This is a genomic window from Variovorax sp. PAMC26660 (genome assembly GCF_014302995.1).
In the GTDB taxonomy this organism is placed as follows: domain Bacteria; phylum Pseudomonadota; class Gammaproteobacteria; order Burkholderiales; family Burkholderiaceae_C; genus Variovorax.
The window spans coordinates 1,952,925-1,979,442 of record NZ_CP060295.1; the positions used below are offsets into that span (position 1 = coordinate 1,952,925).

The window sequence follows — 26,518 nt, forward strand, 5'->3', positions numbered from 1 at the left end:
GGATTATTGCGACTTTGTTGTTATTCCTGCTGGCACGTCTTTGACACACGCGGCATGGGCCTACGCCGGTCCACCGCGTTCGGCCGCTACATTCGCAAATTCCATCCACCACGGCACAAGGAGAAAACCATGGGATTGCTGAGTTTCATCAAGGAAGCCGGTGAAAAACTGTTCGGCGGATCGTCGGCGCAAGCCGCCACGCCGGACGCGAACGTTGCCGCCGCAACCGCCATCAAGACCTACATCGAGACGCAGAGCCTCGGTCTCACGGGCCTTGAGGTGACTTACGTTGCAACCAGCGGCGTGGTCACCCTCGCCGGCCAGGCGCCCTCGCAGGAAGCCAGCGAAAAGGCTTCGCTGGCCGCAGGCAACGTGGCCAACGTCACGAGCGTGGACAACAACCTCGTCGCACCGGACGCTCCGCCCGCGCAGTACCACGACGTGGTGAGGGGCGACACGCTGTCGACCATCTCGAAGAAGTACTACGGCGATGCCAACAAGTACAACGCGATCTTCGAGGCGAACAAGCCGATGCTGACGAGCCCGGACAAGATCTATCCGGGGCAGAAGCTGCGCATTCCTGCGCTGAGCTGATTCGCGCGAAGCGATCGACTCACAGGCCCTCCGAGAAATCGGCGGGCCTGTTTTCGTTTGGGGGCGTGCTTGTTTTTGGGCGCTGTTGTTCGGGGCGGGTGCGAATGACGCCAGGTGCTCCCCTCCGCGAATGTCCCCCGCTTCGCTCCTCCTTTATTTCGCTGCGGGGAGCACCTGGCGTCATTCGCACATGGAGATGCTGCTGGTGTACCGCTGATCAACCACTGCTCTGTCCAACGCTCGCGCCGATACGGGGCTCTTTTTAGCTAAATAAAGGAGGAGCGAAGCGGGGGACATTCGCGAAAAAGAGCCCCGTGTCGGCGTGGGCGCCGCCCAGAACGGACCCCGGCTAGCTCTGCTTCCAGGGCAGCCCGCGCTTGCGCCACCCACCGATCAACCCGCGATGCCCGTCCGCGTCAGGATTCCCCTCGAAGCCTTCGAGGATGTTGTAGGCCACCAGACCCAATTCGGTAGCTCGCTTGGCAGCGGCAATGGAACGCACACCGCTGCGGCACAGCAGCACGAGCTTCTTGCCGCCCTCGCCCGCAACGCGCACGCCGTCGTCGAAGGCCGGGTTCAGCGCCATGCCCGGCCACTGCTTCCACGCCAACGGCACAGCGCCCGGCACAAAGCCGACCCACTCGCGCTCGGCGTCGGTGCGCACATCGACCATCACGGCCTCGCCGCTTGCCAGCCACTGCGCGGCCTGCTCGGGCGTCACGTCGCCGGCGTAGCCTTTGTCTTCAGTCGTTGCGTTCATTTTTCTGTGTCCTTCAATCAAGAGGGTTGGTCCGGGCCTGTGGCCGTCTTTACCTTACACGTCGCCCGCCGGGCGGTGGGATTTTTCACCGGTTCGTGAAACCTCTGTTTGTCGCTGTTTCCTCCGTCCCGAAGACTGGGACAGCCAGGGTTTCCCAGAACGAACACCCTGAAGGAAGACTGCCACTCGCCACGCTCACGCTCGTGGTGCTCGGCGTGATTTGGTTCGGCATCAACCGCCACCAAGTCGGCCGCCGTCGGCGCGACCGGAACTCAAGCCTTCGAGCCAGAGGAACGCTGGCTGGCCAGTGCCCGGCTCTCTTTCTTCAGTGCCTTGGACACCGGGCAGACGGCCTGCACGAAGCCTGTCAGCGTGTTGGCCAGACTTTCGCGCTGCAGGCTGTAGAACACGAACTGCCCCCGCTTCTCGGCCTTCACGAGCCCTGCGCCTTCCAGGATCTTCAGATGCTTGGAAAGCGAGGGCTTGGACATGTCGAAGCGCGTGGCGATGTCTCCAGCCGAGAGCTCTGTCTCCGAGAGGTACGCCAGGATCTTGCGCCGAGGCGTGGATGCGAGCGCTTCGAAGATTTTTTCCATCGGTCGATCTTACGCTTCGCGTAGTTGTTTCGCTAATTAGCTATTTAGGCATTTAGCTAAATGAATGGCAGAATCGGCGCAACAGGAGCCGACATGCAAGAACCCTCTGCCTTGAGCCCTCCCCGAACGGTCGTCTACTACAACAGCGCCTGCCCGGTCTGCGATGCGGGCGTCTGCGCGATGCGCGACAGGCTCGCCGACGACAGCGTGGAATGGATCGACGTGCACGCTCGACCGGAAGTGCTGGCGCCCCTCGGCCTGCAACTCGAGGACGTGCGCGAACGCCTGCATCTGGTCGACACCTCCGGCGACACGCGCATCGGCGCCGACGCTATCGCCGGCGTCCTGGCACTGTCGCCGCGATGGCGCTGGCTGGCCGGACCCATGCAGTGGCCCGGACTGCGCACGTTCAGCACATGGCTCTACAACGCATTCGCGCGACAGCTGTACCGCTGGAATCGCTCGCGAGGTCACTGGTAAGCAACCACAAGGAGAAACACATGAGCTTCGTGAACTTCGATCCCGCCGAACTGGCCAAATTCCAAGCCCTGGCCGATCGCTGGTGGGACCCACAGTCGGAATTCAGGCCCCTGCACGAGATCAATCCGCTTCGCCTGGAATGGATCGACGGGCTGAGCCCGGTGAAGGGGCGAAAGGTGCTGGACGTCGGCTGCGGCGGCGGGATTCTTGCCGAGTCGATGGCACGCAAGGGCGCCGACGTGCTGGGCATCGATCTGGCGGACAAGCCGCTGAAAGTCGCCGCGCTCCATGCGCAAGCGAGCGGCGCGACTGTCGCTTACCAAGCCATCTCCGCCGAAGCCCTGTCCGAGGGAAGCGAGGCCCGATTCGACGTGGTGACCTGCATGGAAATGCTCGAGCACGTGCCGTCACCGAACGCGGTCATCGAAGCCTGCGCAAGAATGGCCAAGCCGGGCGGGTGGGTCTTCTTCTCCACCATCAACCGCACGCCGTGGGCCTGGCTGATTGCGATCTTCGGCGCGGAGCAGGTGCTGCGCATCCTGCCGCGCGGCACGCACGATTACGGCAAGCTCATCCGGCCCGACGAACTCAAGCAGGCCGCCGTGCATGCCGGACTTGAACTGCGAGACCAGCGCGGGCTGGGCTACAACCCGCTCACCCGCAATTTCAGGCTGCACCGCACCTTGAGCGTGGGGTACTTGCTTGCCATGCAAAAAGCCTGACAGCCATCAGCGCCGCCGCTCCACATACGGCCGCGCCTGCAGCAGCACGATCTTGTCTCCCACCGTCGCCCATTCGATGTCCTGATCGACCGCGTTGAAGGTGCGCTTCACTGCCGCACCCACGTTCGCCAGCCGCACCACCAGTTCGTCGGTCAGCACATTGCGGCCAGCTTCCACTGGCACTTCCTTCACACCGCCATCCTTGTCGAGCTGCAATGAAGTCTCTTCGGCCGAGCGGCTCAGCACCTGGATAGCCTTCGACCAGCTCGAATACATCACCTGCTCCGCCACGCGTTTGCCTTCGACCACGCGGATGCCGATGCCGCGCTTGGCCGAGATGTAGGTGACGTGCGGGTGGCCGGCGTCGAAGGGGTCGCGGGTGATCATCACGCCGGCGTTGGTGGAGTCGATGGCGGTCTGCACGAAGACGCCCATCAGCACCGACTCGGCACCGAAGCCCGCGGCGCTGCGCGCCTCCCAGGCTTCGGGGTTGAACACGGAGGCCCAGACCTTCTTCACCGCGACTTCGAGCGCGTCGCCGGTCTTGACGTTGGGCATGGTGGTGTAGAGCCCCGCGCCGCTGAAGCCGGGCAGGTCTTCGGAATTGGACGAGCTGCGCACGAACACGCCGCCACCGCCTAACTGCGCCTGCCATGCGGCGCGCCACGCCGCCGCAGTGGATGCATCGACCGGCCATTGGACGATCTCGTCGCGCAATTGCGCCAGCGCCTTCTGCCGCAACTGCGGGTCGCTCGCGAAGCCGGGTTGCTGCTGCATGCGTGCGATGCGATCGGCCAAGCCATTGCTGCGCATGAAGCGGTCGTAGTGCGCGAAAGGAATGCAGAAGCCGTCGGGCACCGAGGTGCCGGGAATGTGCGCGGCCTGCATGGCGCCGAGGTTCGCGGCCTTGGTGCCGCATTGCGCGCTGTTGCGGGCACGCAGTGAAGCCAGCGGCAGCAAGCGGTTTTCGCGCAGGTCGGGCTTGATGGCTTTCGCGCCGCCGGGCGTGGCGCCGCTGGATGCGATGCGCACGGCACGCGGCGGCAACGCCGCGATCTCTTCGGGCGTGAGACGGCGCACCTGGTAGCCGGAGGCTGCGACCTTGAGGGCCACCCACTGGCCCGCATGCTCCTTCAGCACAGCCGCTGCGTCGCGCACGTAGGCGTTCGGAATGCCCCAGCCCTTGGCGAGCAGGTTGACATGCGACAGCGCGGTCGATGGCCGCTCGGTCAGCACGCCCGCCACAGGCGGCAGGCTGATCGGCACCTGGCGCAGCACGGCGATGTCGTCGGGCAGCAGCGCGTTCAGTGCGTTCGCGCTCGCCGCTTCGTCCACGATGCGAACGCGGCCGGTGGCGGTGCCGAGGTTCATCGGCATGTAGGGCTGCTCGCGGATCAGCGCCTCCTGGCTCACATAGTCGAGCCCGGCTTCTTTCGCAACGCGCTCGTGCAGCGTGGAGTTGGTCTTGAACTTCACGGGGCCGAAGAAGCTGTCCTTCACCTGTGCATCGGCCTGCCGCAGCAGCGACGCGGTGAGCTGGTCGCCTTCCCAGAACTCATAGGTGAAGGTGCCGATGTTCTGCTGCCAGCTCAACGTGCCGAACAGAAAGCGCCGGTCGGGCACGAGGTAGTTGCGGTCGATCTCGCGCTTGATGGTGTTGGGCGCGAGCCGGGTGTCGCGCAGAAAGCGCACGTGCAACTGGTAGCGCGGCGTGTCGATGTAGTACATGCGCGCCGGCTTGGCCTGCCGGTCGATCACGAACAGCACATGGGCCAATTGCATCGGTGTGCCGGCATCGTAGACGCGCGCCAGCGTGTCGAAGTCGCCCTGGCTGCGCAGCGCGGGCAGCGACGACGGCACGGCCGGGCGCGGCACCAGTTGCGCGGCGGGGCCTTCGGGCTGGGGCAGGTTCTGCTGCTGGTAGTAAGACGGCTTGCGTGCGAGCTGGGCGCTGGCTGGTGCGATGGCCATTGCGCACAGCGCCAGGCCTGCAACCCAGCCCAACGTCTTCATCGCTCCTGCATTGCCCTGATCACGTGCCTTGCCCGCTGGATGCGCGGTGCGGTCATTCTTCATGGAGAGTCCCTCATTGCCGACGAGCGCGGATTCTCGCTCGCGGCCGATGCGTGGCCTCGTCCTGCGGCTCAGACGCGCGACGCCGCCTCCGATGACTGGCCGCACTGGCCGCAGAACTTCGCACCGGCCTGCATCGTGGTGCCGCACTTGCCGCATGCGGCCGGCAGCATCGACGTGCCGCATTGCTGGCAGAAGCGCGCGCCGGGTGCGTTGGCCGTTCGGCACGCAGGGCATGCGCCCCCGCCACCATCGCCTCCACCGTTCGCCGGCGGCGCGCCGTTTCCGTAGCCGCCGTAACCACCGGAGGAGCCGTGATGGCCGCCACCGCCGCCATGCCGTCCACCGCCATGACCACCGAAAAGTCTTTCCAACATGCCCATGTGCTTCTCCCGTTCCTGCTGACTGAGGACTGCGGCAACGTCGCCGATGGCGAAGGATTCCCGCAGGGCCTGATGCCAGTGGAATCCTTGAAGCAGCTTCAGGGTCAAGCACATGCCTTCAATAGCCCTTGGGGAGTGCGGCTTACTGCACAAGTCCCGACCGGAGCGCTGTCATCGACCGGCCGCTAGAGTCGGCGGTCAAGGAGCTTTTTCATGCGCACATTCGACTTCGATCTCTTCGTCATTGGCGGCGGCAGCGGTGGCGTTCGCGCCGCGCGCATGGCAGCGCAGACCGGCGCCCGCGTGGGGCTGGCCGAAGCGGCTGAATTGGGCGGCACCTGCGTCAACGTGGGCTGCATTCCGAAAAAGCTCTACAGCTATGCGGCCGGCTATGCCGAATCTTTCGAGGAAGCCGCAGGCTACGGCTGGCAACTGCCCGAGGCACCGCGCTTCGACTGGGCGCACCTGAAGACACAGCGCGCGAAAGAGATCACGCGGCTCAACGGCATCTATGCCTCGCTGCTGAAGAACTCGGGCGTCACGCTGATCACCGGCTGGGCGCAACTGGTCGACGGCCACACGGTGGAAGTCGACGGCAAGCGCCACACGGCGCGCCACCTGCTGGTGGCCGTCGGCGGTACGCCCTTCGTGCCGGACATCCCCGGCCGCGAGCACATCGTGACCTCCGATGCGATGTTCGACCTCGATCCGTTCCCCAAGCGCCTACTGGTGGTCGGCGGCGGCTACATCGCCTGCGAGTTCGCATCGATCTTCAATGGCCTCGGCGCCAAGGTCACGCAACTGCATCGCCGCGCGCATCTGCTCACCGGCTTCGACGACGACGTGCGCCAGTTCCTCGCGGGCGAGATGGGCAAGGCCGGCGTCGACGTGCGGCTGAACAGCGAGGCCTCGGCGATCTCTCGCGGGCCGCACGGGCTCACCGTCACGCTGGCGCGTGGCCAGCACATCGAGGCCGACACGGTGCTCTTCGCCACCGGCCGCGTGCCCAACACGCAGGGCCTGGGCCTCGAAGCGGTGGGCGTGAAACTCGATGACAAGGGCGCGATTGCGGTCGATGCGCACTACCGCAGCTCGGTGCCGTCGATCTACGCGGTGGGCGATGTGTCGACCCGCGTGCAGCTCACGCCGGTGGCGCTGGCCGAAGCGATGGTGGTGGTCGACGAACTCTTCGGCAAGGGCAAGCGCCGCCTCGACTACGAGTTCATTCCCACGGCCGTGTTCACCCACCCGAACATCGGCACCTGCGGCTACAGCGAGATCGACGCGCGCGCGAAGTTCGGCGAAGTGACGGTGTTCTCCAGCGAGTTCAAGTCGCTGCGCCACACGCTCTCGGGCCGCAGCGAGCGCACCTTCATGAAGCTGGTGGTGGACAAGAAAAGCGACCACGTGGTCGGCCTGCACATGGTGGGCGCGGACGCGGGTGAGGTGGTGCAGGGCTTTGCGGTGGCGATGCGCGCCGGCGCGACGAAGGCCATGTTCGACAGCACCATCGGCATCCACCCGACCGCTGCCGAAGAGTTTGTGACGATGCGCGAACCGATGCCCGGGTAAACGGCTCGCCCCCAGGCTTCGCGCACTTCGTGTCGCTTCTCTCCAACCCCCTACCGGGGGCAACACCTGCGGTCCGGCAAAGCCGGTTCCGCGGTGTTCCCCGCAAGAAGGCCATCAACGACGCTGTTGTTTTCCTTCGAGCAACTTCACCATCACGAACAGCACGCGGTTGGCGGGCGTGGGCACACCCAGCGCTTCGCCGCGCCGCACCACAAGGCCGTTGAGGTGATCGATCTCGCTGAGCTTGCCGCGTGCGAGGTCTTGCGCGGTCGATGAGTATTGCGAGGGCATCGATTGGGCGATGCCGCGAATGGCGGCGTCGGTATCGCCCACCACGTCGATGCCTTCGGCCTTCGCCACGGCCAGGCATTCGGCGACCACGTCGCGGATCACATCGGCCACGCCCACGCCCTTCACCAGTTCGCCGTAAGGCAACTGCGTGACCGCCGACAGCGCGTTGTAGGCGCAGTTGAGGATCAGCTTGGCCCAGAGCGAGCCGCGCACGTTGCCTGAAATCTGCGTGGGCACGCCGGCAGCAATCAGGTGCTGCGCCACTTGCTCGCTGGCGCGCGATGGCGCGATCACCAGCTCGCCACGCCCGTGATGCCTGACATGGCCGGCGCCGGCCATCTCGGTCGCCACATAGACCACGGCGGCCGCCACTTCATTCGACGGCAGCACCGAACGCACGCGCGCGTCGTTGTCGACGCCGTTCTGCAGCGTCAGCACCAGCGCATCGGGCGACAGGTGCGGCTGGATCAGCGCCGCAGCCGCTTCACTGTCGGTGGACTTCACGCAGAACAGCACGAGATCCGCGCCCTGCACCGCGCTGGCTTCGGTGCTCGCGTCGAGCCGCACGTGCTCGTCGAACGCCTTCGTCTCCAGCCGCAGGCCATGCGCCCTGACGGCCTCCACATGCGAGGGCCGCCCGATCAGCACCACCTCGTGGCCCGCGCGCGCCAGCATGGCGCCGTAGTAGCAGCCGACCGCGCCGGCACCCATCACTGCGACTTTCATCGATTCACTTCCTTGGTTGTTCCTGTTCGGTCGCAGAGGTTAGCGAAGAGAGCTGTTTCATGCTTCCGCCCCGCGCGATGCCACACCTTCTTCGAGCAACCATTCGCGAAACGCCGCGAAGGCCGGCAGGTCGAGCCGGTCGGGCCGGTAGCAGAGGTAGTGGCCCTGGTTCACGCTCACCGGCGTGCCGCAGGGGCTGAGCAGCGCGCCTTCTGCAAGTTCTTCCTGCACCAGCAGCTTGGGCACCAGCCCGATGCCCAGCCCGTTGAGCGCCGCCTGGATCAGCGCCGAGTACTGCGCGAAGCGTGGCCCGGCCACGATCTGCACCTCGGGCACGCCATGCTGCGCGGCCCATTGCCGCCAGGCCGTGGGCGCGCCTTCGTGATGCAGCAGCGTATGACCCACGATGTCGGCCGGCTGCGCAATGCGATGGCGCCCTTCGACCAGCGAGCGCGCCACGATCAGCACGAACTCGCGCCCAGCGATGTATTCGGACACCACGCCGGGCCAGCCGTCGGGGCCGTAGCGAATCGCCGCATCGACACCGGCCGGGATGCCGTCGCTCGGCTCCAGGTGGCGGCTGAAGCTCAGCATCACATGGCGGCTCTTCTGGCTGAAGGCCGGCAGGCGCGGAATGAGCCACTTGGTCAGGAAAGTGGGCACGCTCGCCAGCGTGAGCAGGCCGGCGCCGGCATCGCCCGAGCGCGCCTCGAAGGTCGCGGTCTCGATGGCGCGCAGGCCGCCCGAAATCTTCTGCCAGTACACGCGCCCCTGCGGCGTGAGCTGCACGCCGCGGCCGTTCTTCTGCAGCAGCTCGCGGCCCAGGAAGGCTTCGAGCCCCGCGATCTGCTTGCTGACCGCGCTCACGGTGATGCACAGGGCGCCGGCTGCCAGCGTGATGCTCTCGTGGCGCGCCACCGCATCGAAGGCCAGCAGCTCCTGGATGGTGGGGCAGTCACGCTTCATGCATGGGGCCGGTTGATGAAATCTTGGTGAAAAACATTTTCCAATTGCTCAAGTGTCGTCATCCAACTTTCACCCATAGATTCTCAGGTGCTTCCTAGAATCCTGGGAACGCTGCGGCATGCCTTGCGCAGACAGTAGCGCATCCGGAAAGTATGCCGGGTGTCCATGACACTGGAGACAACCTTGGTTCGCGGCATCTCGCTCATCTACGGCCTGTACCTGCTGCTGCCCATTGCCCTGCTGCTGCTCGGCAGCTTTGGCGGCAACTGGACCAACACGCTGCTGCCCACCGGCATCACGGGCCAGTGGTATGTCGACCTGTGGCTCGACACTTCCTTTCGCAAGGCCTTCGTCAGCAGCCTCGTGGTGGCCATGTCGGCCTGCGCCATCAACACCGTGCTGGCGCTGCCGCTGGCCTATGCGCTGTACCACGGCGCGCGGCGCGGCGGCAGCCTGGCGGCGCGCCTCGTGAGCGCCACGCCGGTGGCGGTGCCGCCCATCACCATGGCCTTCGGCTACATGATTGTGTTCAACACCGACCTGGCGCCCTGGCTCGGTTCGATGCCACTGCTGATTGCGGCGCACGCGATCCTCACGCTGCCCTACCTCACGAACACGCTGCTGACCGACCTGCGCCATCTCGACCTGGGCCGGCTCGAACAGGCGGCCGCCACGCTCGGCGCCTCGGGCTGGCAGCAGTTCACCGGCATCGTCATGCCCAGCCTGCGCCAGAGCCTGATCAGCGGGCTGGTGATGGTGGCGGCCATTTCGGTGGGCGAGTTCGGTGTGTCGAACCTGCTCACGAGCTTCCAGAACCGTACCTATCCGGTGGTGCTGCTGCAGGCCTTCTATGGCGCAACGGGCTTTGCCTGCGCGGCCACGGTGATTCTTCTTGTGCTGGCGAGTGCGTCGGCGCTTCTTTCTTCCTCCCTTGTGAAGCAGCGCGCATGAGCGCCGCGCCGGCCCGCCCCAAGCAAGCTCGCACCGCAGTGCGAAGCACGAAGGTACTCCAATGAGTCTTCTGTTCGATAACGTCAGCTACAACTACCCGGGCAGCACGCACGGCCTGCACGACGTGTCGCTCGACGTGCGCACCGGCGAGCTGGTGGCGGTGATCGGGCCCAGCGGCTCGGGCAAGTCGACGCTGCTCAAGCTGGCGGCGGGCCTGGAGACCGGCCACACGGGACGCATCGCGCTCGGCGGCGAAGACATGTCGCGCACGCCGGTGCACCAGCGCCACATCGGCATGGTGTTCCAGAGCTACGCGCTGTTCCCGCACCTGAGCGTGCTGGACAACGTGGCCTACGGGCTCAAGCTGCGCAAGGTGGCGACCACCGAGCGGCACAAGCGTGCGCAGGAGCTGCTCGACATCGTGGGGCTGGGCGAGTACGCGCAGCGCGCCGTGGCGCAACTCTCGGGCGGCCAGCAGCAACGCGTGGCCCTGGCGCGCGCACTGGCCATCGACCCGCGCGCGCTGCTGCTCGACGAGCCGCTGTCGGCACTGGACGCCAGCGTGCGCGGCCACCTGCGCGACCAGATCCGTTCGATCCAGCAACGCTTCAACGCGACCACGCTGCTGGTCACGCACGACCAGGAAGAAGCGCTGGTGATGGCCGACCGCGTGGCCATGCTCAAGGACGGCCGGCTGCTGCAGATCGCCACGCCGCGCGAGATTTACGAGAACCCCGCGAGCCGCGTGGTGGCGGAGTTCGTCGGGCTCTCGACGATCCTGCCTGCGAAGGTGGCGTCGCCGGGCCGGCTCGACATGGGCTTTGCCGAATTCTTCGCCGACACCGGCAGCCGCACCTTCGGCACGCCGGTGCATGTGCTGGTGCGGCCCGAGCACATCCAGCCCGACCCGCCATCCGGCAGCGTGAACCGCCTCGCGGGGCACACCGGCGCGCAGCGCTACCTGGGTGCGCTCACGCGCTACGACTTCGAGGTGCAGGGCGCAGGCAAGCCCTTCCTTGCCGAGTCGGCAGCGCCGGCTGCCCAAGCGATTGCCATCGCGCCCGAACACCTCCGTTTGCTCGACCACTGATCTCTTCCTCCATTTCCTCCCAAGGAGCCACCATGCAACGCAGACATCTGATCCAGGCCGCCGGCGCACTGCCCGTGCTGTCATTGGCCCGCACCGCCTTTGCCTTCGACGGCCCCGAGCTGTATGCGGGCGAGAAGGCGCTGTACGCCGAGGCGCAGAAGGAAGGCCTGTGCGTGTCCTTCGACACCGGCCCCGAATGGGCCAACTGGAAGTCGCTGTTCCGCGACTTCAAGAAGCGCTACCCCGAGATCGAGCTGACCTACAACGACATCGGCTCCGCCGCCACCGTGGTCTCGCTCGAAAAGACCAAGCGCCGCCCGCAGGCCGACACCGCCTACTACTTCGCTGCTTCGGCCGTCGATGCGGTGAAGAAGGACGTGGTCGCGCCCTTCAAGCCCGTCAACTTCGACAAGCTGCCGCCCGTGTTCCGCGAGGCCGAAGGCCGCTGGTTCACCATCCACACGCTCAACATCGCTTTCCTGGTCAACAAGAAGCTGGTGAAGAACGTGCCGACGAGCTGGGCCGACCTGCTCAAGCCCGAGTTCAAGAGCACGGTGGTCTACCTCGATCCACGCACCACCGGCATCGGCCAGGTGCTGACCTTTGCCGCGGCCTATGCCAACGGCGGCAGCGTCGACAACGTGCAGCCCGGAACCGATTACCTGGGCAAGCTGCATTCGGCCGGCAACGTGCTGCGCGTGGAAGGCACGACGCCGTATGCCAAGTTCCTCAAGGGCGAGATCCCCGTGTGGATCAGCTACGAGAACGACGGCCTGAAGGCCAAGCACGTCGACGGCATGGGTGATGCGGTCGAGGTCGTGATTCCGAAGGAGGCCAGCGTGGCCGCGCCCTACGCCATCAGCCTCGTGAAGAACGGCCCGAACCCGAACGCCGGCAAGCTGTGGCTCAACTTCATCATGAGCGAGGCGGGCCAGTCGCTGTTCGCGCAGGGCTTCGTGCGTCCGGCCGTGCCGGGCACGCCGCTGAGCGCTGACGTGGCCGCCAAGATGCCGGCCGCGCCGCAGATCCGTCCGCTCGACGTGGTGAAGGCTTCGGAGCGCAAGGCCGAAGTGGACAAGCTCTGGGCGCAAGCCGCGCTGGGCAAGTAAGCAGGCACTAAGGAACGTGATGCGACGCTTTGGCGCCTGGCCTGCATGGGCCTTCATGGCGCTGTTCTTCGCGGTGCCGCTGGCGGCGCTGCTGCCCGAAGCCTTCGGCGAGGGCGGCAGCGCCTTCGGGCGGCTATTCGGCAACCCGCTGTTCTTCGGGGCGCTGCGCAACACGCTGGGCCTGGGCCTGGCGGCGGGTGCGATCTCGGCGCTGGTGGGCACCTGCATCGCCATCGAACTGGCGCGTCAGCCTGAAGGCCGGCGCCAATGGATGATGACCTTGCTGGGCCTGCCGCTGGCCTTCTCGGGATTGGTGATTGCCTACGGCTTCATCCTGGCCTTCGGGCGCGCGGGCTTCGTGACGCAACTGCTCGCGGGGCTGGGTGCCGATCCGGCGGTCATCGGCAGTTGGATCTACAGCGTGTCGGGCCTGGGCTTTGCCTATGCCTATTACCTGATCCCGCGCGTGGCGCTGTCGCTGTACCCGGTGTTCGCCAACCTCGACCTGCGCCCTGCACAGGCAGCACGCACGCTGGGTGCATCGAAGGCGCGCGCGTTCTGGGACACGGTGGTGCCCGAGGTGATGCCCTCGGTGCTGTCGAACGCCTGCATGGTGGCCGCGATTGCGATGGGCACTTACGGCACGGCGCTGGCGCTGGTGGGTACGCAGCTCAACATCCTGCCGCTGATGCTGTTGGCACAGGTGGGTGATGGGGGTTCGGATTTCGCGGTGGCAGCGGCCTTGTCGCTGGTGCTGATGGTGGTGTGTGTGATCGTGATGGGAGTAGGCGATGTCGTTACGCGAAGGCGCGAGCGCGGTGCTGTCGGCGCCGGTCACTGAGGCGCTGACGCGCCTGGCGCAGAAGCAATGGGGTCCGACTCGCCATCGCCAGCCGGTGGCCATGCTCGGCCCCGGCGATGGTGGCCCGGCCGAATGCGAAGCCGCGTATGCGGTGGCGCATGCGTTGGCCGGCGCGGGCATGGCCGTGATCTGCGGCGGGCGTGGTGGCGTGATGGCCGCGGCCTCGCGCGGTGCCACCGAAGCGGGCGGCATTGCCGTGGGCATCCTGCCCGAGGACGACGACCGCAACGCCAACGAATGGCTCAGCGTGGCCATTCCCACGGGCATGGGCGAGATGCGCAACGGGATCATCGCGCGCAGCGGTGTGTGCCTGATCGCCATCGGCGGCAACATGGGCACGCTGTCGGAGATGGCGATGGGGCTCAAGTGGGGCAAGCCGGTGTTCGTGATGCATGGCGATGTCGAGCTGCCGGGGGCTGTGCAGGCTGTTGACGTGAACGACATGTTGGGCAAGGTGTTGGACTGCCTCCTGGCCTGAGGCTTGGTGTCGCTTTGTTCGGGGCGAGTGCGAATGACACCGGGTGCTCCCCTGTGCGAATGTCCCCCGCTTCGCTCCTCCTTTATTTCGCTGCGGGGAGCACCCCGCGTCATTCGCACAGGGGCACGCTGCTATTGATCCTGCGATCAACAACGGCTCTGAGCGCTCACGTCGATACGGGGCTCTTTTTCGCGAAATAAAGGAGGAGCGAAGCGGGGGACATTCGCGAAAAAGAGCACCGTGTCGGCGTGAGCGACGCCCTGAATGAACGACAGCACCCGAACAACAACAGCGCCCCCAAGCAAGCCCCGCAGACGACAAAGCAGAAGACATGACAGGCATTGCACAATGCCGTCATGCCCTACATGCCCACCTTCGTTGCCCCCGCCCGCTTCACCGATGCTGCCGCCGCCCTCGAACAGGTCAAGGCCATCTACCAGGACGGAATCGCCCACCTGCGCGAATCGATGCTGCGCTTCGTCGCCGGCGAAGCACTGCCCGGCCGGGTGCGCGCCTGCTACCCCTTCGTGCGGGTGCACACGCACACCGTCTCGCGCCACACGCCGCCGGCCAACGCGGGCCTGAGCTACGGCTTCGTCGCCGGACCGGGCCGCTACGAAACCACGCTGACGCGACCCGACCTGTTCTCGCGCTACTACCTCGACCAGTTCCGCCTGCTGCTCGAAAACCACCAGGTCGAGCTGGAGGTCGGCACCAGCACGCAGCCCATTCCGATCCACTTCTCCTTTGCCGAGAACGACCACATCGAAGGCACCATGAGCAGCGATCGCCGTGCCCTCATGCGCGACGCGTTCGACCTGCCCGACCTGGGCGTGATGGACGACGGCATCGCCAACGGCACCTACGAAGCGCGCGATGGCGAGGCGCAGCCGCTGTCGCTGTTCACGGCCGCGCGGGTCGACTACTCGCTGCACCGCCTGCGCCACTACACCGGCACCGCGCCCGAGTGGTTCCAGAACTTCGTGCTGTTCACCAACTACCAGTTCTACATCGACGAGTTCGTGCGCCTGGGCCACGAGGCCATGGCCGACGAGAACAGCGAGTACGTGGCCTTCATCGAGCCCGGCAACGTGATCACGCGCCGGCGCGGCCTGGCTGCTGGCGCCAGCACCAGCTACGCCCACCTGCTCGACGGCAGCCAGGGCACCGCGCCGCCGCGGCTGCCGCAGATGCCCGCCTACCACCTGGTGCGCGAAGACTGCAGCGGCACCACCATGGTCAACATCGGCGTGGGCCCGGCCAACGCCAAGACCATCACCGACCACATCGCCGTGCTGCGCCCGCATGCCTGGATGATGCTGGGCCACTGCGCCGGCCTGCGCAACACGCAACAGCTCGGCGACTACGTGCTGGCCCACGCCTATGTGCGTGAAGACCACGTGCTCGACGAGGAACTGCCGCTGTGGGTGCCGATTCCCGCGCTGTCCGAAATCCAGCTCGCGCTGGAAAAGGCCGTGGCCGACGTCACGCGCTACGAGGGCCCCGACCTGAAGAAGATCATGCGCACCGGCACCGTGGCCAGCACCGACAACCGCAACTGGGAGCTGCTGCCCGGCAACCAGCCGCAGCGCCGCTTCAGCCAGAGCCGTGCGGTGGCGCTCGACATGGAAAGCGCGACCATCGCGGCCAACGGCTTCCGTTTTCGCGTGCCCTACGGCACCCTGCTGTGCGTGAGCGACAAGCCGCTGCACGGCGAAATCAAGCTGCCCGGCATGGCCAACCACTTCTACCGCGAACGTGTCGAGCAGCACCTGCGCATCGGCATGCGGGCCATCGACATCCTGCGCGAAGAGGGCTCGACGCGGCTGCACAGCCGCAAGCTGCGCAGCTTTGCCGAGGTGGCGTTCCAGTAAGAACGTGCTTGCAGCCGGCGGGCGTCCATCGGGGTTTGTCCCTGCCCGCTTGCGGGAACGATTGGCAGATTTCGCGGACATCATTCAGTTTCCCCACAGACAACCGGAAACAAGATGCCCCAGTCGACGTCCGCTCCCCTCTCCCGCCGCAGTTTCTCGGCATGGATCGCGGCATCGGCCGCCGCCGCAGGCGCGGGGCACACCGCGCTGTGGCCCGGCGCCGCCAGGGCCGCCGACGCACCGCTCAGCTCCAAGCTTCGCATCGTCATTCCCGCCAATGAAGGCGGTGGCTGGGACCAGACAGGTCGCGCACTCGGCGCCGCCTTGCTGGCCTCGGGCGCGGTGGGCAACGTGGTGTACGAGAACATCGGCGGCAAAGGCGGCACCATCGGCCTGGCCAAGTACGTCGAGAAATACGATGCCGACCCCGAAGCGCTGCTGGTCAGCGGGATGGTAATGGTCGGCGCAGTGGCGCTGCAAAAGCCCACCGTGACCATGGCCAACGTCTCGCCCGTGGCACGGCTGACCAGCGACTACGAAGTGGTGGCGGTGAAGGCCGACTCACCCATCAAGACCCCCAAGGACCTGATCGCGCAACTGCGCGCCGATGCCGCCAACACGGTCATCGCGGGCGGCTCGGCCGGCGGCGTCGACCACATGTACGCCGGCATGCTGGCGCGCGTGGCGGGCGCATCCTCCACGCTGGTCTATCAGGCGCATCCGGGCGGCGCGCAGGTGGTCGAGGCGCTTGAAACCGGCAAGGCTGTGGCCGGCATCTCGGGCTACAGCGAATTCAGCGACAGCCTGGCGAGCGGCAAGCTGCGCGCCATCGGCGTGTCGTCCAAGCAGCCGTTCCAGGGCATCAGTTCGGTGCGCGAGCAGGGCGTGGACGCCGACCTTGCCAACTGGCGTGGCGTGATGACCGGCAAGAAGGTGCCGCCCTACCGCAAGGCCGTGCTGCTCGACGCGGTGCGCCGCGCCACCACGCATGACCTGTGGGTGAAGACCATCAAGCGCAACAACTGGGACCCGTACTGGATGGCGGGCAAGGACTTCGAGAGCTTTCTCGAACTCGACACGGCGATGGCCGGGCCGCTGATCTATCTGCTCAAGCTGAAGGCCTGAGACCGGTCTTCCGGTTCTCCCGGTTCAGGCAAACAGCTCGGGCATCTCGCGCTGGGCCTTCGGCGTCAGCGCGAGCGCGCGACCATCCAGCTCCTGCCGCACCCAGCCACGGCGCAGCGAAAGTTGCAGCCATGCCGCACCGAGTGCGCCGCCCAGATGCGGGCGCCGCTCGCTCCAATCCAGGCAGGCACAGGCGAAGCGACGCCGCGAGCGACGCACCGCATCAACCTCGACACCCAGACTTTCCAGCGCGATCGCACCTTCGACCGTGAGTTCGTACGAACCGCTCTGCAGGCCACTGAGCCAGCCCTGCGCATGCAGCCGGTCGTGCAGCGCCACGCCGGCCGTGCCGGCCATGTGGTCGTAGCAGGTGCGCGCGCTGCGCAGGCGACTCGGCGTGTTCGGCTTGAACTCGGCGGCACGCGGCGCACCGGCCACCACCATCAGGCTTTCGAGCGCGGCCGCGACATCGTCGTTGGCCAGCCTGAAGTAGCGGTGCTTGCCTTGCACCAGCAGCTCGACCAATCGCTCTTCCTTCAGCCGTGCCAGATGCGCGCTGGCCGTGGACGCTGCCACCTCGGCCACCGTGGCCAGCTCGGTGGCGGTGCGCGCGTGGCCATCCATCAGGCAGTTCAGCATGCGGGCGCGCGCGGGCTCGGCGATGGCACCGGCCAGCCGTGCCAACTGGAAGTCCGCGCTCGGCGAAGAGGAGGAAGAGTTCGTGTCCATGCGCCCATCGTAGAACGGCTGCGCATCCGACACTTCGTTCACGGGCGAAGTGTGGCGGCGGCTTCGATCGCACACTGCGGCCATGAACACCACAAGCCCCACCTCCACCGACCTGCCCGTCGACCCGGTCGCGGCCGCCACGCATGCCGATCCCTACCCGTACTACGCCAGCCTTCGCGCAGGACCGGCGCTTGCGTGGAACGAAAAGCTGCGCCTGTGGGTTGCGAGCCGCGCCGATGTCATCGAACAGGTGCTGGGCGCGCACGGCGCCCTGCGCGTGCGGCCCGTCGCCGAGCCCGTGCCGCGCGCCATCGTCGGCAGCGCGGCGGGTGAAGTGTTCGGGCATCTGGTGCGCATGAACGAAGGCGCGACGCACCAGGCCCAGCGGCCTGCCTTGCAACGCGCCCTGGCCGGGCTCGACCTGAATGCCGTGCATGCGGCCGCATCGCAGGTCGCGCAGCGGGTGCCGGAGAAGCCGCTGTCCGACACGATTTTCTCCATGCCCGTGCAGGCGGTGGCGCACCTGCTCGGCTTTGCCGACGAGACACTGCCGCAGGTCGATCATTGGATGCGCGATTTCGTCGCCTGCCTGTCGCCACTGTCCACGGCCGAGCAGTTGCAGGGCGCGAGCGTGGCCGCCGCCGAACTGATGACGCGCTTCGAGGCTCTGGCCGCGAATGCGGCACCACGCAATGGCACGCTGCTCGCCGCCGTGCTGACCGAAAGCGCGGCCAGTGCGCCGCTGTCGCGCTCGCTGCTCGCGAACCTCGTGGGCCTGCTCTCGCAGACCTGCGATGCCACGGCGGGCCTGCTGGGCAACAGCCTTATCGCGGTGATGCGCGAACCCTCGCTGCGCCCGACCCTGCGCACGCGCGATGGCCTGCAATCGATCGTGGAAGAAACGGCAAGGCACGACCCCTCGGCGCAGAACACGCGCCGCTTCGTGGCAGAGCCGATCACCCTCGCGGACACCCCGTTGGCCGTGGGCGACACGGTACTGGTGATGTTGGCCTCAGCCAACCGCGACCCGGCGCTCAACCCCGATCCGGATGTCTTCATGCGGGTGCGCGCCCGGCGCCGCATGCTCGGCTTCGGCCACGGCATGCATGCCTGCCCGGGACAGGCGCTGGCCTGCACGCTGGCGGCAGCGGGCCTCGACGCGCTGCTGCGCCGCACGCCCGACCTGCAGGCACAGCAGGCGCGCGGCTGGCACTACAGGCCATCGGCCGCGCGCATTCCCGTCTTCCACTGAAGAACGGATGGTGGTCGCTCAGGCGCGCGTGGAGGCCCAATGGCCCGTGCGCGCCAGATGCGGTGACAACTCCGCGTCGCCCCATCGCAGCGGCAACGCCAACGGACGGCGCAGCGCATGTTCGACGCGAAAGCGCATCAGGCGCTCCGCACCTTCGAAGGCCGCGACCTCGGGGCCGTCCCACACGATCTCGGCCGTGACCGCCACATGCAGCAGCTCGCCGTTGTCGAAGTCGATGAACAGCAGGCCCGCGCGCGGATGGGCCGCGAGGTTGCCGAGCGTGTTGAAGAAGCGGTTGCCGTTGAAATCCGGCACCGTGAGCATGTCATCACCGTCGATGCGCACGAAGCCCGGAAGACCGCCGCGATGCGACACGTCGACACCGTGCGAACTGGCGTCTGCCTCGTCACCCACCGCCACGTCGTGCGGATAGGCGGTGGCGATGAACAGCGTGTCCGCGCTGCCGATCAGGCGATGTGCCGCCAGGTCGAGCGTGTCGAGCCACTGCACTGGCGCAGCATTGCCGCGCGCCGCCGCGAACACCGGCTCGCGCGCCTGGATGTACCGGGGGCAATTGCCGAAGCTCTGCTGCACCTCGACCATGAAACCCGTGGCATCCAACGATTCGACGGTGCCGTTCATGCGGTTGCGCCGCCGCGTGTGCGGCTCGATGCCGAGCAGGCCCAGCGTGGCACCCGGCGCCAACTGCCCGGCCAGTGGATCGCCCGCGGTGGGCAGCGCTTCGACACGCAAGTGCGTCGCATCGGGCGAATGCGCAAAGCCTGCGGGTGCGGCCAGCACGCTGGCCCAGGGCTGCAGGTTCGCATCGAGACTGCCGACCACGAGAAAGGGCAACTGCGCGAAGAAGGCGCGGTGCTGGTCCGGCATGTAGTCGCGGATCACGCGCGGCCCGGCCGCCTCCATCTGCTCGCGTGAACCTGCCAGCGCCTGCAACGCACGCTCTCCCGCATGGAACGGCGCGGCGATCATGCGACCGCCGCAAGCCCGATGGCCGTGCGCACCATCGGCACGAACCCAGGCAGCGCCTCCACACGCACCAGCCAGTCGCGCAGATGCGGATAGCCGTCGAGCGACACGCTGCCTTCGGGCGCATGCGCCACATAGGCGTAGTTCGCGATGTCGGCCAGCGTGACGGTGGGGCCGGCAAGGAAGGGCTGCTGCTGCAGGTGCATTTCCATCACCGCGAGCAAGGCATGCGATCGCGTCACGGTCTCGGCCGGATCGGCGGCCAGGCCGAACAGCGCCATGATCCGCGCCGCCGCCGGGCCGTATGCCAGCGGACCGGCCGCCACCGAGAACCAGCGCTGCACGCGCGCCATGCCGACCGCATCGCGCGGCATCCAGCGCGCCGGATCGGCTGCGTAGCGTTCGTTGAGGTAGACCAGGATCGCGTTGGAATCGGCCAGCGTGAGGTCGCCGTCCTCGATCACCGGCACCTGCCCGAAGGGGTTGCGCGCCAGGAACTCAGGTGCGCGGTTGTCGCGCTTGCGCATGTCGAGCTCGATGATCTCGAAGGGCAACCCGAGCATCGAAAGAAGGAGCCGCACGCGATGCACGTGGCCCGAGAGGGCGGTGCCGTAGAGCTTGATGGGCTGCGCGGGACGGTGAGTGGCGGCGGTGGTGTTCATGAGGGAATCCTGTGAATGGGCTGGGCCTGTTCCGGATTCTTCTCTCTTGCGCCGTATGAAGGAATAGCCATTCCTGTATTTGACTGCTGCGTTTTCCGGTTTAATCGCGCCATGGATCGTTTCAAGGCCATGCAGACCTTCGTGCAGATTGCCGAGCAGGGCAGCCTCACGCGCGCCGCCGAGGCACTCGGCACCTCGCTGCCTGCGGTGGTGCGCTCGCTCGCGGCGCTCGAAGCGCACCTGGGCGTGCGCCTTTTCCACCGCACCACGCGCCGCCTTTCGCTCACCGAAGAGGGCCGCCACTACCTGCCCAGCGCGCGCGACGTGCTGCTCGCGGCCGATGCCGCCGACCTCGCGCTGAAGGCCGAGGCGCGCGAACCGGCGGGCCAGCTCACCATCACCGCGCCGGTGCTGTTCGGTCATATGTACGTGGCGCCCGCCATCACCCGCTTCATGCAGCGCCACGACAAGGTGCGCTGCAGCGTGCTGCTGTACGACCGCACGGTGAACCTGCTGGAAGAAGGCATCGACGTGGGCATCCGCATCGGTGCGCTGGAAGACTCGTCGCTGGTGGCGCAGTCGCTGGGCACCATCCGCCGCGTGGTGGTGGCAAGCCCGGCGTACCTCGCCCTTCACGGCGTCCCGCGGCATCCGCGCGATCTGGCGGGTACGCCCTGTGTGCGCGGTCGCATCGATGCGCCCCTGCAATGGGTGTTCCACGAAGGCGGCCGGACCGTGAACGTGACTCTGGGCAGCCGGCTCGAATTCAACCATCTCGCACCCGCCATCGAGGCCTGCGCCGCAGGCATGGGCTTCGGCACTTTCTTCTCCTACCAGGTGCTGCCGCTGGTGGCACAGGGCCGGTTGAAGCTGGTGCTCGAAGACTTCGAGCCACCGCCAAGGCCGGTGAGCGTGATCTACCCGAACGCGCGGCTGCTGCCGGCACGCACGCGCGCCTTCATCGACTGGATGAAGGCGGAGTTCTGCGGGCTGCGGATGTAGTGCGGCTACAGCGCGGCGACGGGCGCTGGCAAGGGCTTGCCGTCGCACAGGAGTGCGGCATCGCTGGCCATGCTTCGCACCGCTTCTTCGAGGCCGAGGTTCAGCACCGACATGAACTCGCCGTTGCCATTGACCCAGTTGGTGCCCGTGCCCATGCCGTGGTACTGGCGCGAAACGGGTTCGCCGCCCGGCATGCGGTAGCTGACCTGCAGCACCACATGCGAGACGAGGTTCAGGTCGGTGGACCATGCGTGCGCCAGGCGCAGCGCCACGTCGGCCGTGACCTGCCGCGCGCCGGCAGGTGTGGGGGCCGGCGCACCGAGGACGGTCTGGAAGCCGTAGCGGTTCATCGACTGCAGCGCGCCGCGCGTCCACGCGATGCCATCGCCGCTTCGCAGCGACTGCACGGACCTGGGCGTGGCATGGACCGTGGGCAGCATCAAGGTCAGGTTGCCGGCGTTCGCCTTGTTGCTGCGCGTGTCTTCGATCTTCGGCAGGTAGAGCGTGCAGCTGGGTGCCAGTGGCTGCTGCGTCATGACCGGTGAGCCGTCGGAGCGGTCGGTCGGCGCCGGCGACGGCGTGAAGACCATGCTGAGCGGCTCGCCCTCGGTCAGCGCATGCGCCGGGCCCGGCAGGAAGCAGGTGGTGCAGAGGATGGCGGCAGCCACGCGATAAGGTCGATTCATGGGGCCGTGCTCCGCAGCGAATACATGGCGCCGTCCTGGTCGCGGAACACCACGCGGCCGGCTTGGTCGTCGAAGCCCTGGCCGGCCAGCGTGACCCACGAGCCGTTGACGTTGAACCGCGACGTCTTCACCGCACCCGAGCGCGCACCGGCGATGTCCATGGCCACGAGGTGCAGGGTCTGCGTCATCGAGTCGCGCATGACCGAGCGCAGCACCTGCCCGTCGTTGGCCGTCAGGCGCCGGATGACGGTGGCGCGCGTGCCGCCGCCGACGGGCGTCTGGAAGATGGCAGAGGCGCGGTACGAAGGCTCGCTGTTGCCGCCCTGCCAGAGGATGGCCGAGGTGCGGGTGGTGAACGCGCCGAGCCCGGGTTCGAGCGCGTACTGCAACAGCAGCACCATGTAGGCGGGACCGGCTTTGGTGGCGGCGATGCGGGCGTCCTGCTCGGCCTTGAGCGGCATGGCCGTCAGCACCTGCGACGAGCGCACCTTCAGCGGGAACGCACTCGGCTCGGCCAGCATCGCATTGATGGCAGGGCCGGCTTCGGCGCGGTAGTCGTAGTCGAGCAGCGGGCCGACGATGGCCTGCACCTCGGCGCTCATGTCTTTCTGGCGCGACTGCTGCACCGACGAATCGATCAGCGCACCGATCAGGCCGCCGCCGGTGGCCGCGCTCACGCCGGGCGCCTTCGCGGAGAACATGAAGCTTTCTTGCGCCACGACCACGCGCACGTCGACCTCCTGGACCGTGTGCCGGTCCGCGGCCGCCAACGGGCGATGAAAGGGCGCGCAGGCGCCGAGCAACAGCAGCACCGACAGCGCCAACAGGAAACGCAGCATCTTTTGGGCCTCCCCCCGAGAATTGCAATCCGGCGTCGATTGTGCCGTTGCAACGGGCGCGACGGACGCCACGGGTGCGATGCGCGTCGCATGAAGTTGCTCGCAAGTCGGGCGGATTGTCCATCGATTGAAGCGATGGGGCGCGCAATGCGTGGCTGCGTCAGAATGGCCGCGTGCCGCCCTCCACCCCCACTCCTCCCCTCTTCCACGTCAGCCATCTGCACAAGCGCTACGGCGACAACACGGTCGTCAACGACCTGTCGTTCGAGATTGCGCCGGGCGAATGCCTGGGCGTGATCGGCCCGAACGGCGCCGGCAAGACCACCACGATCCGCATGTGCCTGGGCCTCACCGCGCCCGATGGCGGGCAGATCGAGGCACTGGGCCTGCAGATGCCGCGCGATGCGCTGGCCATCAAGGCGCAGCTTGGCGTAGTCACGCAGTTCGACACGCTCGACCCCGACTTCAGTTGTGCCGAGAACCTCGTGGTGTACGGCCGCTACTTCGGCTTCAGCAAGGCGCATGTGCGTGCGCGCGTGCCTCAGTTGCTGGAGTTTGCGGCGCTCTCGCACAAGGCCGATGCGAAGCCGGGCGAACTGTCGGGCGGGATGCGCCGGCGCCTGTCGCTGGCGCGTGCGCTGGTCAACGACCCGAAGCTGCTGCTGCTCGACGAACCGACGACCGGGCTCGACCCGCAGGCGCGCCACCTGATGTGGGAGCGGCTCCAGGTCTTGCTGCAGCAGGGCAAGTCGATCCTGCTGACCACGCACTTCATGGACGAGGCCGAGCGCCTGTGTTCGCGCCTGCTGGTGCTGGACCACGGCCGCAAGATCGCCGAAGGCCGCCCGCGCGACCTGATTGCCGAGCACCTGGAACCCGATGTGGTCGAGGTGTATGGCAACGGTGCGCTGGCGCTGGCCGGGTCGGCCGAACTCAAGGCGATGGCGGCGCGCGTGGAAGTGAGCGGCGAGACCGTGTTCTTCTACACACAGGATGCGCGGCGGCTGCTCGATGCGTTGACGCAGCACGGCGGGCTGCGCACCTTTCACCGGCCCGCCAACCTGGAGGACCTCTTCCTCAAGCTCACCGGCCGGCAGATTCGCGAGGACGGCTAGACCATGAACACGACGACTTCAACAACAACGACCAGCATCACGAACGCCGCACCGCCCGCGCCTTCGGTGTGGCGCGCGCCCGAGATCTCGCTGCGCTGGTGGCCGGTGTTTCTGCGCAACCTGCTGGTGTGGCGCAAGCTCGCGATACCGAGCCTCATCGGCAACATCGCCGAGCCGCTGATCTGGCTCGTGGCCTTCGGCTACGGAATGGGCGCGCTGGTGGGTCAGGTGGCGGTGGACGGCGTGAAGGTGCCCTACATCCTGTTCCTGGCCAGCGGCTCGATCTGCATGAGCGCGATGAATGCGGCGAGCTTCGAGGCGCTGTATTCGGCGTTCTCGCGCATGCATGTGCAAAAGACCTGGGACGGCATCATGAACGCGCCCGTGGGGCTGGACGACATCGTGCTGGCGGAGATGCTGTGGGCGGCGTTCAAGTCGATCTTCACCGTCACTGCGATCCTGTTCGTGATGCTGGGGCTGGGCATCAGCCACAGCCCGAAGCTGTTCGTCGCATGGATGGTGCTGATCGGTGCGGGCATCACCTTCTCGTCGATTGCGCTGATCTTCAATGCGCTGGCGAAGGGCTACGACTTCTTCACCTACTACTTCACGCTGTTCATGACGCCGATGATGTTCTTGAGCGGGGTGTTCTTTCCGCTTGAACAACTGCCCTCGGCGGTCAAGGCCGTGGCGGCGTGGTTGCCGCTGACCAATGCGGTGGCGCTGGTGCGTCCGCTCTTCATGGACCAGTGGCCGACCGATTGGTGGCTGCACGCGGGCGTGCTGGCTGTGTATGCGGTCGTCGCCTTCTGGATCGCGCTGGCGCTGACGCGCAAGCGGTTCCGGGGCTGACGCGCCTGCACGGATACAGCCGCTGCAGCGCTACTTGCCCGCGTCCGCCCCGCAGTTCTTCGCCCCGCTGTCGCCTTGCGGCAGCACGATGCCCCAGCGCATGCGCAGTTCGTCGTTGCCGGCCCACGGAATGTCCAGCGTGCCACGGCAATCGGCGGCGGCCATCCGGGGTTCGAGCAGCATGCCCTCGGAACGGAACTCCCTCGTGTCGAGGATCAGCACCATGCCGCCTTCGCGCTCCAGCACGCCGGGGGCCAGCCATGGCGAGTTGCGCTCGTCGCCATCGATCAGCAGTTGCATCGACGGGTCCATCTTCAGCGCCACGGCGCCCGCGAACCAGGTGTCGCCCACCAGCAGCCTGAACGGCCGGTCGCCGGCGCGGTCGCGCCAAATGGCGCGCACGGCATCGGCGACTTCCTGTGCCGGCAGGTTGGCGCGCGTGATGTAGCCCAAGCGCTTGCTCAGCACGCCGTCGACCCAGCCCTGGCCGAGCGCGCCGGCCACATGGAGCACCACCACCGTGGCCACCACGCCGCGCCACCGGCGACGGCCCCAGCGCTCCGCCTCGAGGCCAGGCAGCATGGCCACGGCCCATAGCGCCGCCGGCAGGAAGAAGGTGGTGAGCCAGGACGCGACCAATGGAATCTTCAGCAGGACCGCTGCGGGGAACACCAGGCACGCGGGCCCCAGCGTGGCCCAGGCCAGGAAGCGCCGGTCGAACGCGTTCAGCCCCGGCGTGCCAGCCGAAGGCGACGGCGCCGCCACCGAAGCGCGGGTGAACCAGGCCCAGCCGATCAGCAGCAGCATCGGCGACAGCCGGGCCACCTGCGCCACGACCACGTGCCACAGACGGCGAAAGCCTTGTCCGTGCGAACCCGGCGCGTGGACCGAATGGCGCGCGTATGCAATCGTCCGCGCGGAGTGCTCCAGCACCCACCACACGTGCGGCGCCATCAGCAGCGCCGCCACGCCGACAGCCAGCAAGAGCCCGCGCCGCACCTGCGCGTCGCGCCACAGGCCCTGCCGCACGATGAAGGCCGCGCCGACCGCGAACTGCACCACCGCGCTGTACTTGGTGAGCATCGACAGCGCCGCGAAGACGCCCAGCCATGCCCAGTCCCGCAGCCGCGACGACGACGGCGCATGAAGCACGCGCCACAGCATCCACCAGTAGCCGGCCAGCGGCAGCAGTTGCACGGTGTTGTGGTTGTAGATAACCGCGCGCTGCACGTGGTAGGCCACCAGCGAGCCGAGCAGCACGGCCAGCGCCGCGCGCGCCGGATGGACCATCTCGATCGACCACCGCCAGACGAGGTAGAGCGCGCCCACGCCGCAGCCGACGCCGGCCGCGTAGGTCAGCCAGGGCTGGCGTCCGCCCAGGCGCACCAGCACGCCCATCAACCAGCTCGGCAGCGGTGGATGCTTGTAGTAGCTCCACTCGAAGCTGCTGCCCCAGAACAGCTCCTCGACGTTGTCCCAGGGCGGGGTTGGATAGAAGCAGGTGATGGACAAGGTCCACAGCAGCAGCATCGCACCCAGGGCCAGCAAGACGTCGCGGTGCAAGGTGGTCGGCGACACAGCGAAGGCCGGGGTGGGTCCCTTCGGCGGAATCAGGGAAGGTCGCATACGAAGTCAGGCAGGCTTGCCGGCCGGAACGGCAAGCAAGATGAGAAACAAAAGGCTTCTAGTGTGGCACGGCGTTTACCTTAACTTTACATTGCACACAATTCAATTGCTCACTA

27 protein-coding genes are annotated in these 26,518 nt (G+C 67.1%); 15 read left to right on the forward strand and 12 right to left on the reverse strand.

Going from position 1 to position 26,518, the window contains the following annotated elements:
- Positions 1–129: 129 nt before the first annotated feature.
- On the forward strand, positions 130–594 hold the full coding sequence (lysM, locus tag H7F35_RS09455) for a peptidoglycan-binding protein LysM (RefSeq protein WP_187112632.1): 465 nt from the start codon (positions 130–132) through the stop codon (positions 592–594).
- A gap of 349 nt (positions 595–943) precedes the next feature.
- On the opposite strand, the gene H7F35_RS09460 is transcribed toward lysM, so the two are convergent.
- Entirely contained in the window at positions 944–1,354 is a 411-nt protein-coding gene (locus H7F35_RS09460; protein WP_187112633.1) for a rhodanese-like domain-containing protein, read from the reverse strand.
- Positions 1,355–1,626: 272 nt separating this feature from the next.
- Positions 1,627–1,950 (reverse strand): metalloregulator ArsR/SmtB family transcription factor, encoded by a 324-nt coding sequence (locus H7F35_RS09465; RefSeq protein ID WP_187112634.1) that lies wholly within the window; start codon positions 1,948–1,950, stop codon positions 1,627–1,629.
- Positions 1,951–2,043: 93 nt separating this feature from the next.
- Between H7F35_RS09465 and H7F35_RS09470 the strand changes: the two genes are divergently transcribed.
- On the forward strand, positions 2,044–2,430 hold the full coding sequence (locus tag H7F35_RS09470; RefSeq protein ID WP_187112635.1) for a thiol-disulfide oxidoreductase DCC family protein: 387 nt from the start codon (positions 2,044–2,046) through the stop codon (positions 2,428–2,430).
- 20 nt (positions 2,431–2,450) lie between these two features.
- Entirely contained in the window at positions 2,451–3,152 is a 702-nt protein-coding gene (gene ubiG, locus H7F35_RS09475) for a bifunctional 2-polyprenyl-6-hydroxyphenol methylase/3-demethylubiquinol 3-O-methyltransferase UbiG (protein ID WP_187112636.1), read from the forward strand.
- A gap of 6 nt (positions 3,153–3,158) precedes the next feature.
- Here ubiG and H7F35_RS09480 read toward each other — a convergent pair whose 3' ends face one another.
- Together H7F35_RS09480 and H7F35_RS09485 are read right to left on the reverse strand one after the other, a co-directional pair.
- A complete protein-coding gene (locus H7F35_RS09480) occupies positions 3,159–5,228 on the reverse strand; it encodes a PEP/pyruvate-binding domain-containing protein (protein WP_187112637.1) in 2,070 nt (689 codons plus the stop codon).
- Between the two features lie 68 nt (positions 5,229–5,296).
- Positions 5,297–5,716: a zinc ribbon domain-containing protein gene (locus H7F35_RS09485; protein WP_315970475.1), complete on the reverse strand. Its 420-nt coding sequence runs from the start codon at positions 5,714–5,716 to the stop codon at positions 5,297–5,299.
- Between the two features lie 105 nt (positions 5,717–5,821).
- Between H7F35_RS09485 and gorA the strand changes: the two genes are divergently transcribed.
- Positions 5,822–7,180 (forward strand): glutathione-disulfide reductase, encoded by a 1,359-nt coding sequence (gorA, locus tag H7F35_RS09490; RefSeq protein ID WP_187112638.1) that lies wholly within the window; start codon positions 5,822–5,824, stop codon positions 7,178–7,180.
- A gap of 114 nt (positions 7,181–7,294) precedes the next feature.
- Here gorA and H7F35_RS09495 read toward each other — a convergent pair whose 3' ends face one another.
- Both H7F35_RS09495 and H7F35_RS09500 read right to left on the reverse strand, forming a co-directional pair.
- Positions 7,295–8,197: a ketopantoate reductase family protein gene (locus tag H7F35_RS09495; protein WP_187112639.1), complete on the reverse strand. Its 903-nt coding sequence runs from the start codon at positions 8,195–8,197 to the stop codon at positions 7,295–7,297.
- Between the two features lie 57 nt (positions 8,198–8,254).
- Entirely contained in the window at positions 8,255–9,163 is a 909-nt protein-coding gene (locus H7F35_RS09500; RefSeq protein WP_187112640.1) for a LysR substrate-binding domain-containing protein, read from the reverse strand.
- Positions 9,164–9,328: 165 nt separating this feature from the next.
- Between H7F35_RS09500 and H7F35_RS09505 the strand changes: the two genes are divergently transcribed.
- From H7F35_RS09505 to H7F35_RS09535, 7 genes are all read left to right on the forward strand, one after another.
- The gene (locus H7F35_RS09505; RefSeq protein WP_187112641.1) at positions 9,329–10,114 is read left to right on the forward strand and encodes an ABC transporter permease; all 786 of its coding nucleotides are present in this window, start codon (positions 9,329–9,331) and stop codon (positions 10,112–10,114) included.
- A gap of 61 nt (positions 10,115–10,175) precedes the next feature.
- On the forward strand, positions 10,176–11,204 hold the full coding sequence (locus H7F35_RS09510; protein ID WP_187112642.1) for an ABC transporter ATP-binding protein: 1,029 nt from the start codon (positions 10,176–10,178) through the stop codon (positions 11,202–11,204).
- 32 nt (positions 11,205–11,236) lie between these two features.
- On the forward strand, positions 11,237–12,313 hold the full coding sequence (locus H7F35_RS09515; RefSeq protein ID WP_187112643.1) for an extracellular solute-binding protein: 1,077 nt from the start codon (positions 11,237–11,239) through the stop codon (positions 12,311–12,313).
- Between the two features lie 19 nt (positions 12,314–12,332).
- Complete coding sequence (locus H7F35_RS09520) at positions 12,333–13,154, forward strand: ABC transporter permease (RefSeq protein WP_187112644.1); 822 nt, start codon at positions 12,333–12,335, stop codon at positions 13,152–13,154.
- Positions 13,105–13,653, forward strand: a complete 549-nt coding sequence (locus tag H7F35_RS09525; protein ID WP_187112645.1) for a TIGR00725 family protein — start codon at positions 13,105–13,107, stop codon at positions 13,651–13,653. The genes H7F35_RS09520 and H7F35_RS09525 overlap by 50 nt, the downstream gene beginning before the upstream one ends.
- 356 nt (positions 13,654–14,009) lie before the next feature.
- Complete coding sequence (locus H7F35_RS09530) at positions 14,010–15,527, forward strand: AMP nucleosidase (protein ID WP_187112646.1); 1,518 nt, start codon at positions 14,010–14,012, stop codon at positions 15,525–15,527.
- A gap of 114 nt (positions 15,528–15,641) precedes the next feature.
- Positions 15,642–16,652 carry a Bug family tripartite tricarboxylate transporter substrate binding protein gene (locus tag H7F35_RS09535; RefSeq protein WP_187112647.1) on the forward strand — a complete coding sequence of 337 codons (1,011 nt, stop codon included), beginning with the start codon at positions 15,642–15,644 and terminating at the stop codon, positions 16,650–16,652.
- Between the two features lie 24 nt (positions 16,653–16,676).
- Here H7F35_RS09535 and H7F35_RS09540 read toward each other — a convergent pair whose 3' ends face one another.
- Positions 16,677–17,381: an ArsR/SmtB family transcription factor gene (locus H7F35_RS09540; RefSeq protein WP_187114210.1), complete on the reverse strand. Its 705-nt coding sequence runs from the start codon at positions 17,379–17,381 to the stop codon at positions 16,677–16,679.
- Positions 17,382–17,463: 82 nt separating this feature from the next.
- Between H7F35_RS09540 and H7F35_RS09545 the strand changes: the two genes are divergently transcribed.
- On the forward strand, positions 17,464–18,633 hold the full coding sequence (locus H7F35_RS09545; protein ID WP_187112648.1) for a cytochrome P450: 1,170 nt from the start codon (positions 17,464–17,466) through the stop codon (positions 18,631–18,633).
- An 18-nt stretch (positions 18,634–18,651) separates the two neighbouring features.
- On the opposite strand, the gene H7F35_RS09550 is transcribed toward H7F35_RS09545, so the two are convergent.
- Together H7F35_RS09550 and H7F35_RS09555 are read right to left on the reverse strand one after the other, a co-directional pair.
- Positions 18,652–19,623, reverse strand: coding sequence for a pyridoxamine 5'-phosphate oxidase family protein (locus H7F35_RS09550; protein ID WP_187112649.1), 972 nt, complete (start codon positions 19,621–19,623; stop codon positions 18,652–18,654).
- Positions 19,620–20,282, reverse strand: a complete 663-nt coding sequence (locus tag H7F35_RS09555; RefSeq protein WP_187112650.1) for a glutathione S-transferase family protein — start codon at positions 20,280–20,282, stop codon at positions 19,620–19,622. The genes H7F35_RS09550 and H7F35_RS09555 overlap by 4 nt, the downstream gene beginning before the upstream one ends.
- A gap of 111 nt (positions 20,283–20,393) precedes the next feature.
- On the opposite strand from H7F35_RS09555, the gene H7F35_RS09560 reads away from it, so the two are divergent.
- Positions 20,394–21,284 (forward strand): LysR family transcriptional regulator, encoded by an 891-nt coding sequence (locus tag H7F35_RS09560; RefSeq protein ID WP_187112651.1) that lies wholly within the window; start codon positions 20,394–20,396, stop codon positions 21,282–21,284.
- Between the two features lie 5 nt (positions 21,285–21,289).
- Here H7F35_RS09560 and H7F35_RS09565 read toward each other — a convergent pair whose 3' ends face one another.
- Both H7F35_RS09565 and H7F35_RS09570 read right to left on the reverse strand, forming a co-directional pair.
- Positions 21,290–21,970 carry a hypothetical protein gene (locus H7F35_RS09565; RefSeq protein WP_187112652.1) on the reverse strand — a complete coding sequence of 227 codons (681 nt, stop codon included), beginning with the start codon at positions 21,968–21,970 and terminating at the stop codon, positions 21,290–21,292.
- The gene (locus tag H7F35_RS09570; protein WP_187112653.1) at positions 21,967–22,809 is read right to left on the reverse strand and encodes a hypothetical protein; all 843 of its coding nucleotides are present in this window, start codon (positions 22,807–22,809) and stop codon (positions 21,967–21,969) included. Before H7F35_RS09570 ends, H7F35_RS09565 begins: the two co-directional genes overlap by 4 nt.
- A gap of 173 nt (positions 22,810–22,982) precedes the next feature.
- Between H7F35_RS09570 and H7F35_RS09575 the strand changes: the two genes are divergently transcribed.
- Both H7F35_RS09575 and H7F35_RS09580 read left to right on the forward strand, forming a co-directional pair.
- Complete coding sequence (locus H7F35_RS09575; RefSeq protein ID WP_187112654.1) at positions 22,983–23,924, forward strand: ATP-binding cassette domain-containing protein; 942 nt, start codon at positions 22,983–22,985, stop codon at positions 23,922–23,924.
- Positions 23,925–23,927: 3 nt separating this feature from the next.
- A complete protein-coding gene (locus H7F35_RS09580; RefSeq protein ID WP_187112655.1) occupies positions 23,928–24,776 on the forward strand; it encodes an ABC transporter permease in 849 nt (282 codons plus the stop codon).
- 30 nt (positions 24,777–24,806) lie between these two features.
- Here H7F35_RS09580 and H7F35_RS09585 read toward each other — a convergent pair whose 3' ends face one another.
- Positions 24,807–26,402, reverse strand: a complete 1,596-nt coding sequence (locus H7F35_RS09585; protein ID WP_261803577.1) for a glycosyltransferase family 39 protein — start codon at positions 26,400–26,402, stop codon at positions 24,807–24,809.
- Positions 26,403–26,518 lie beyond the last annotated feature (116 nt).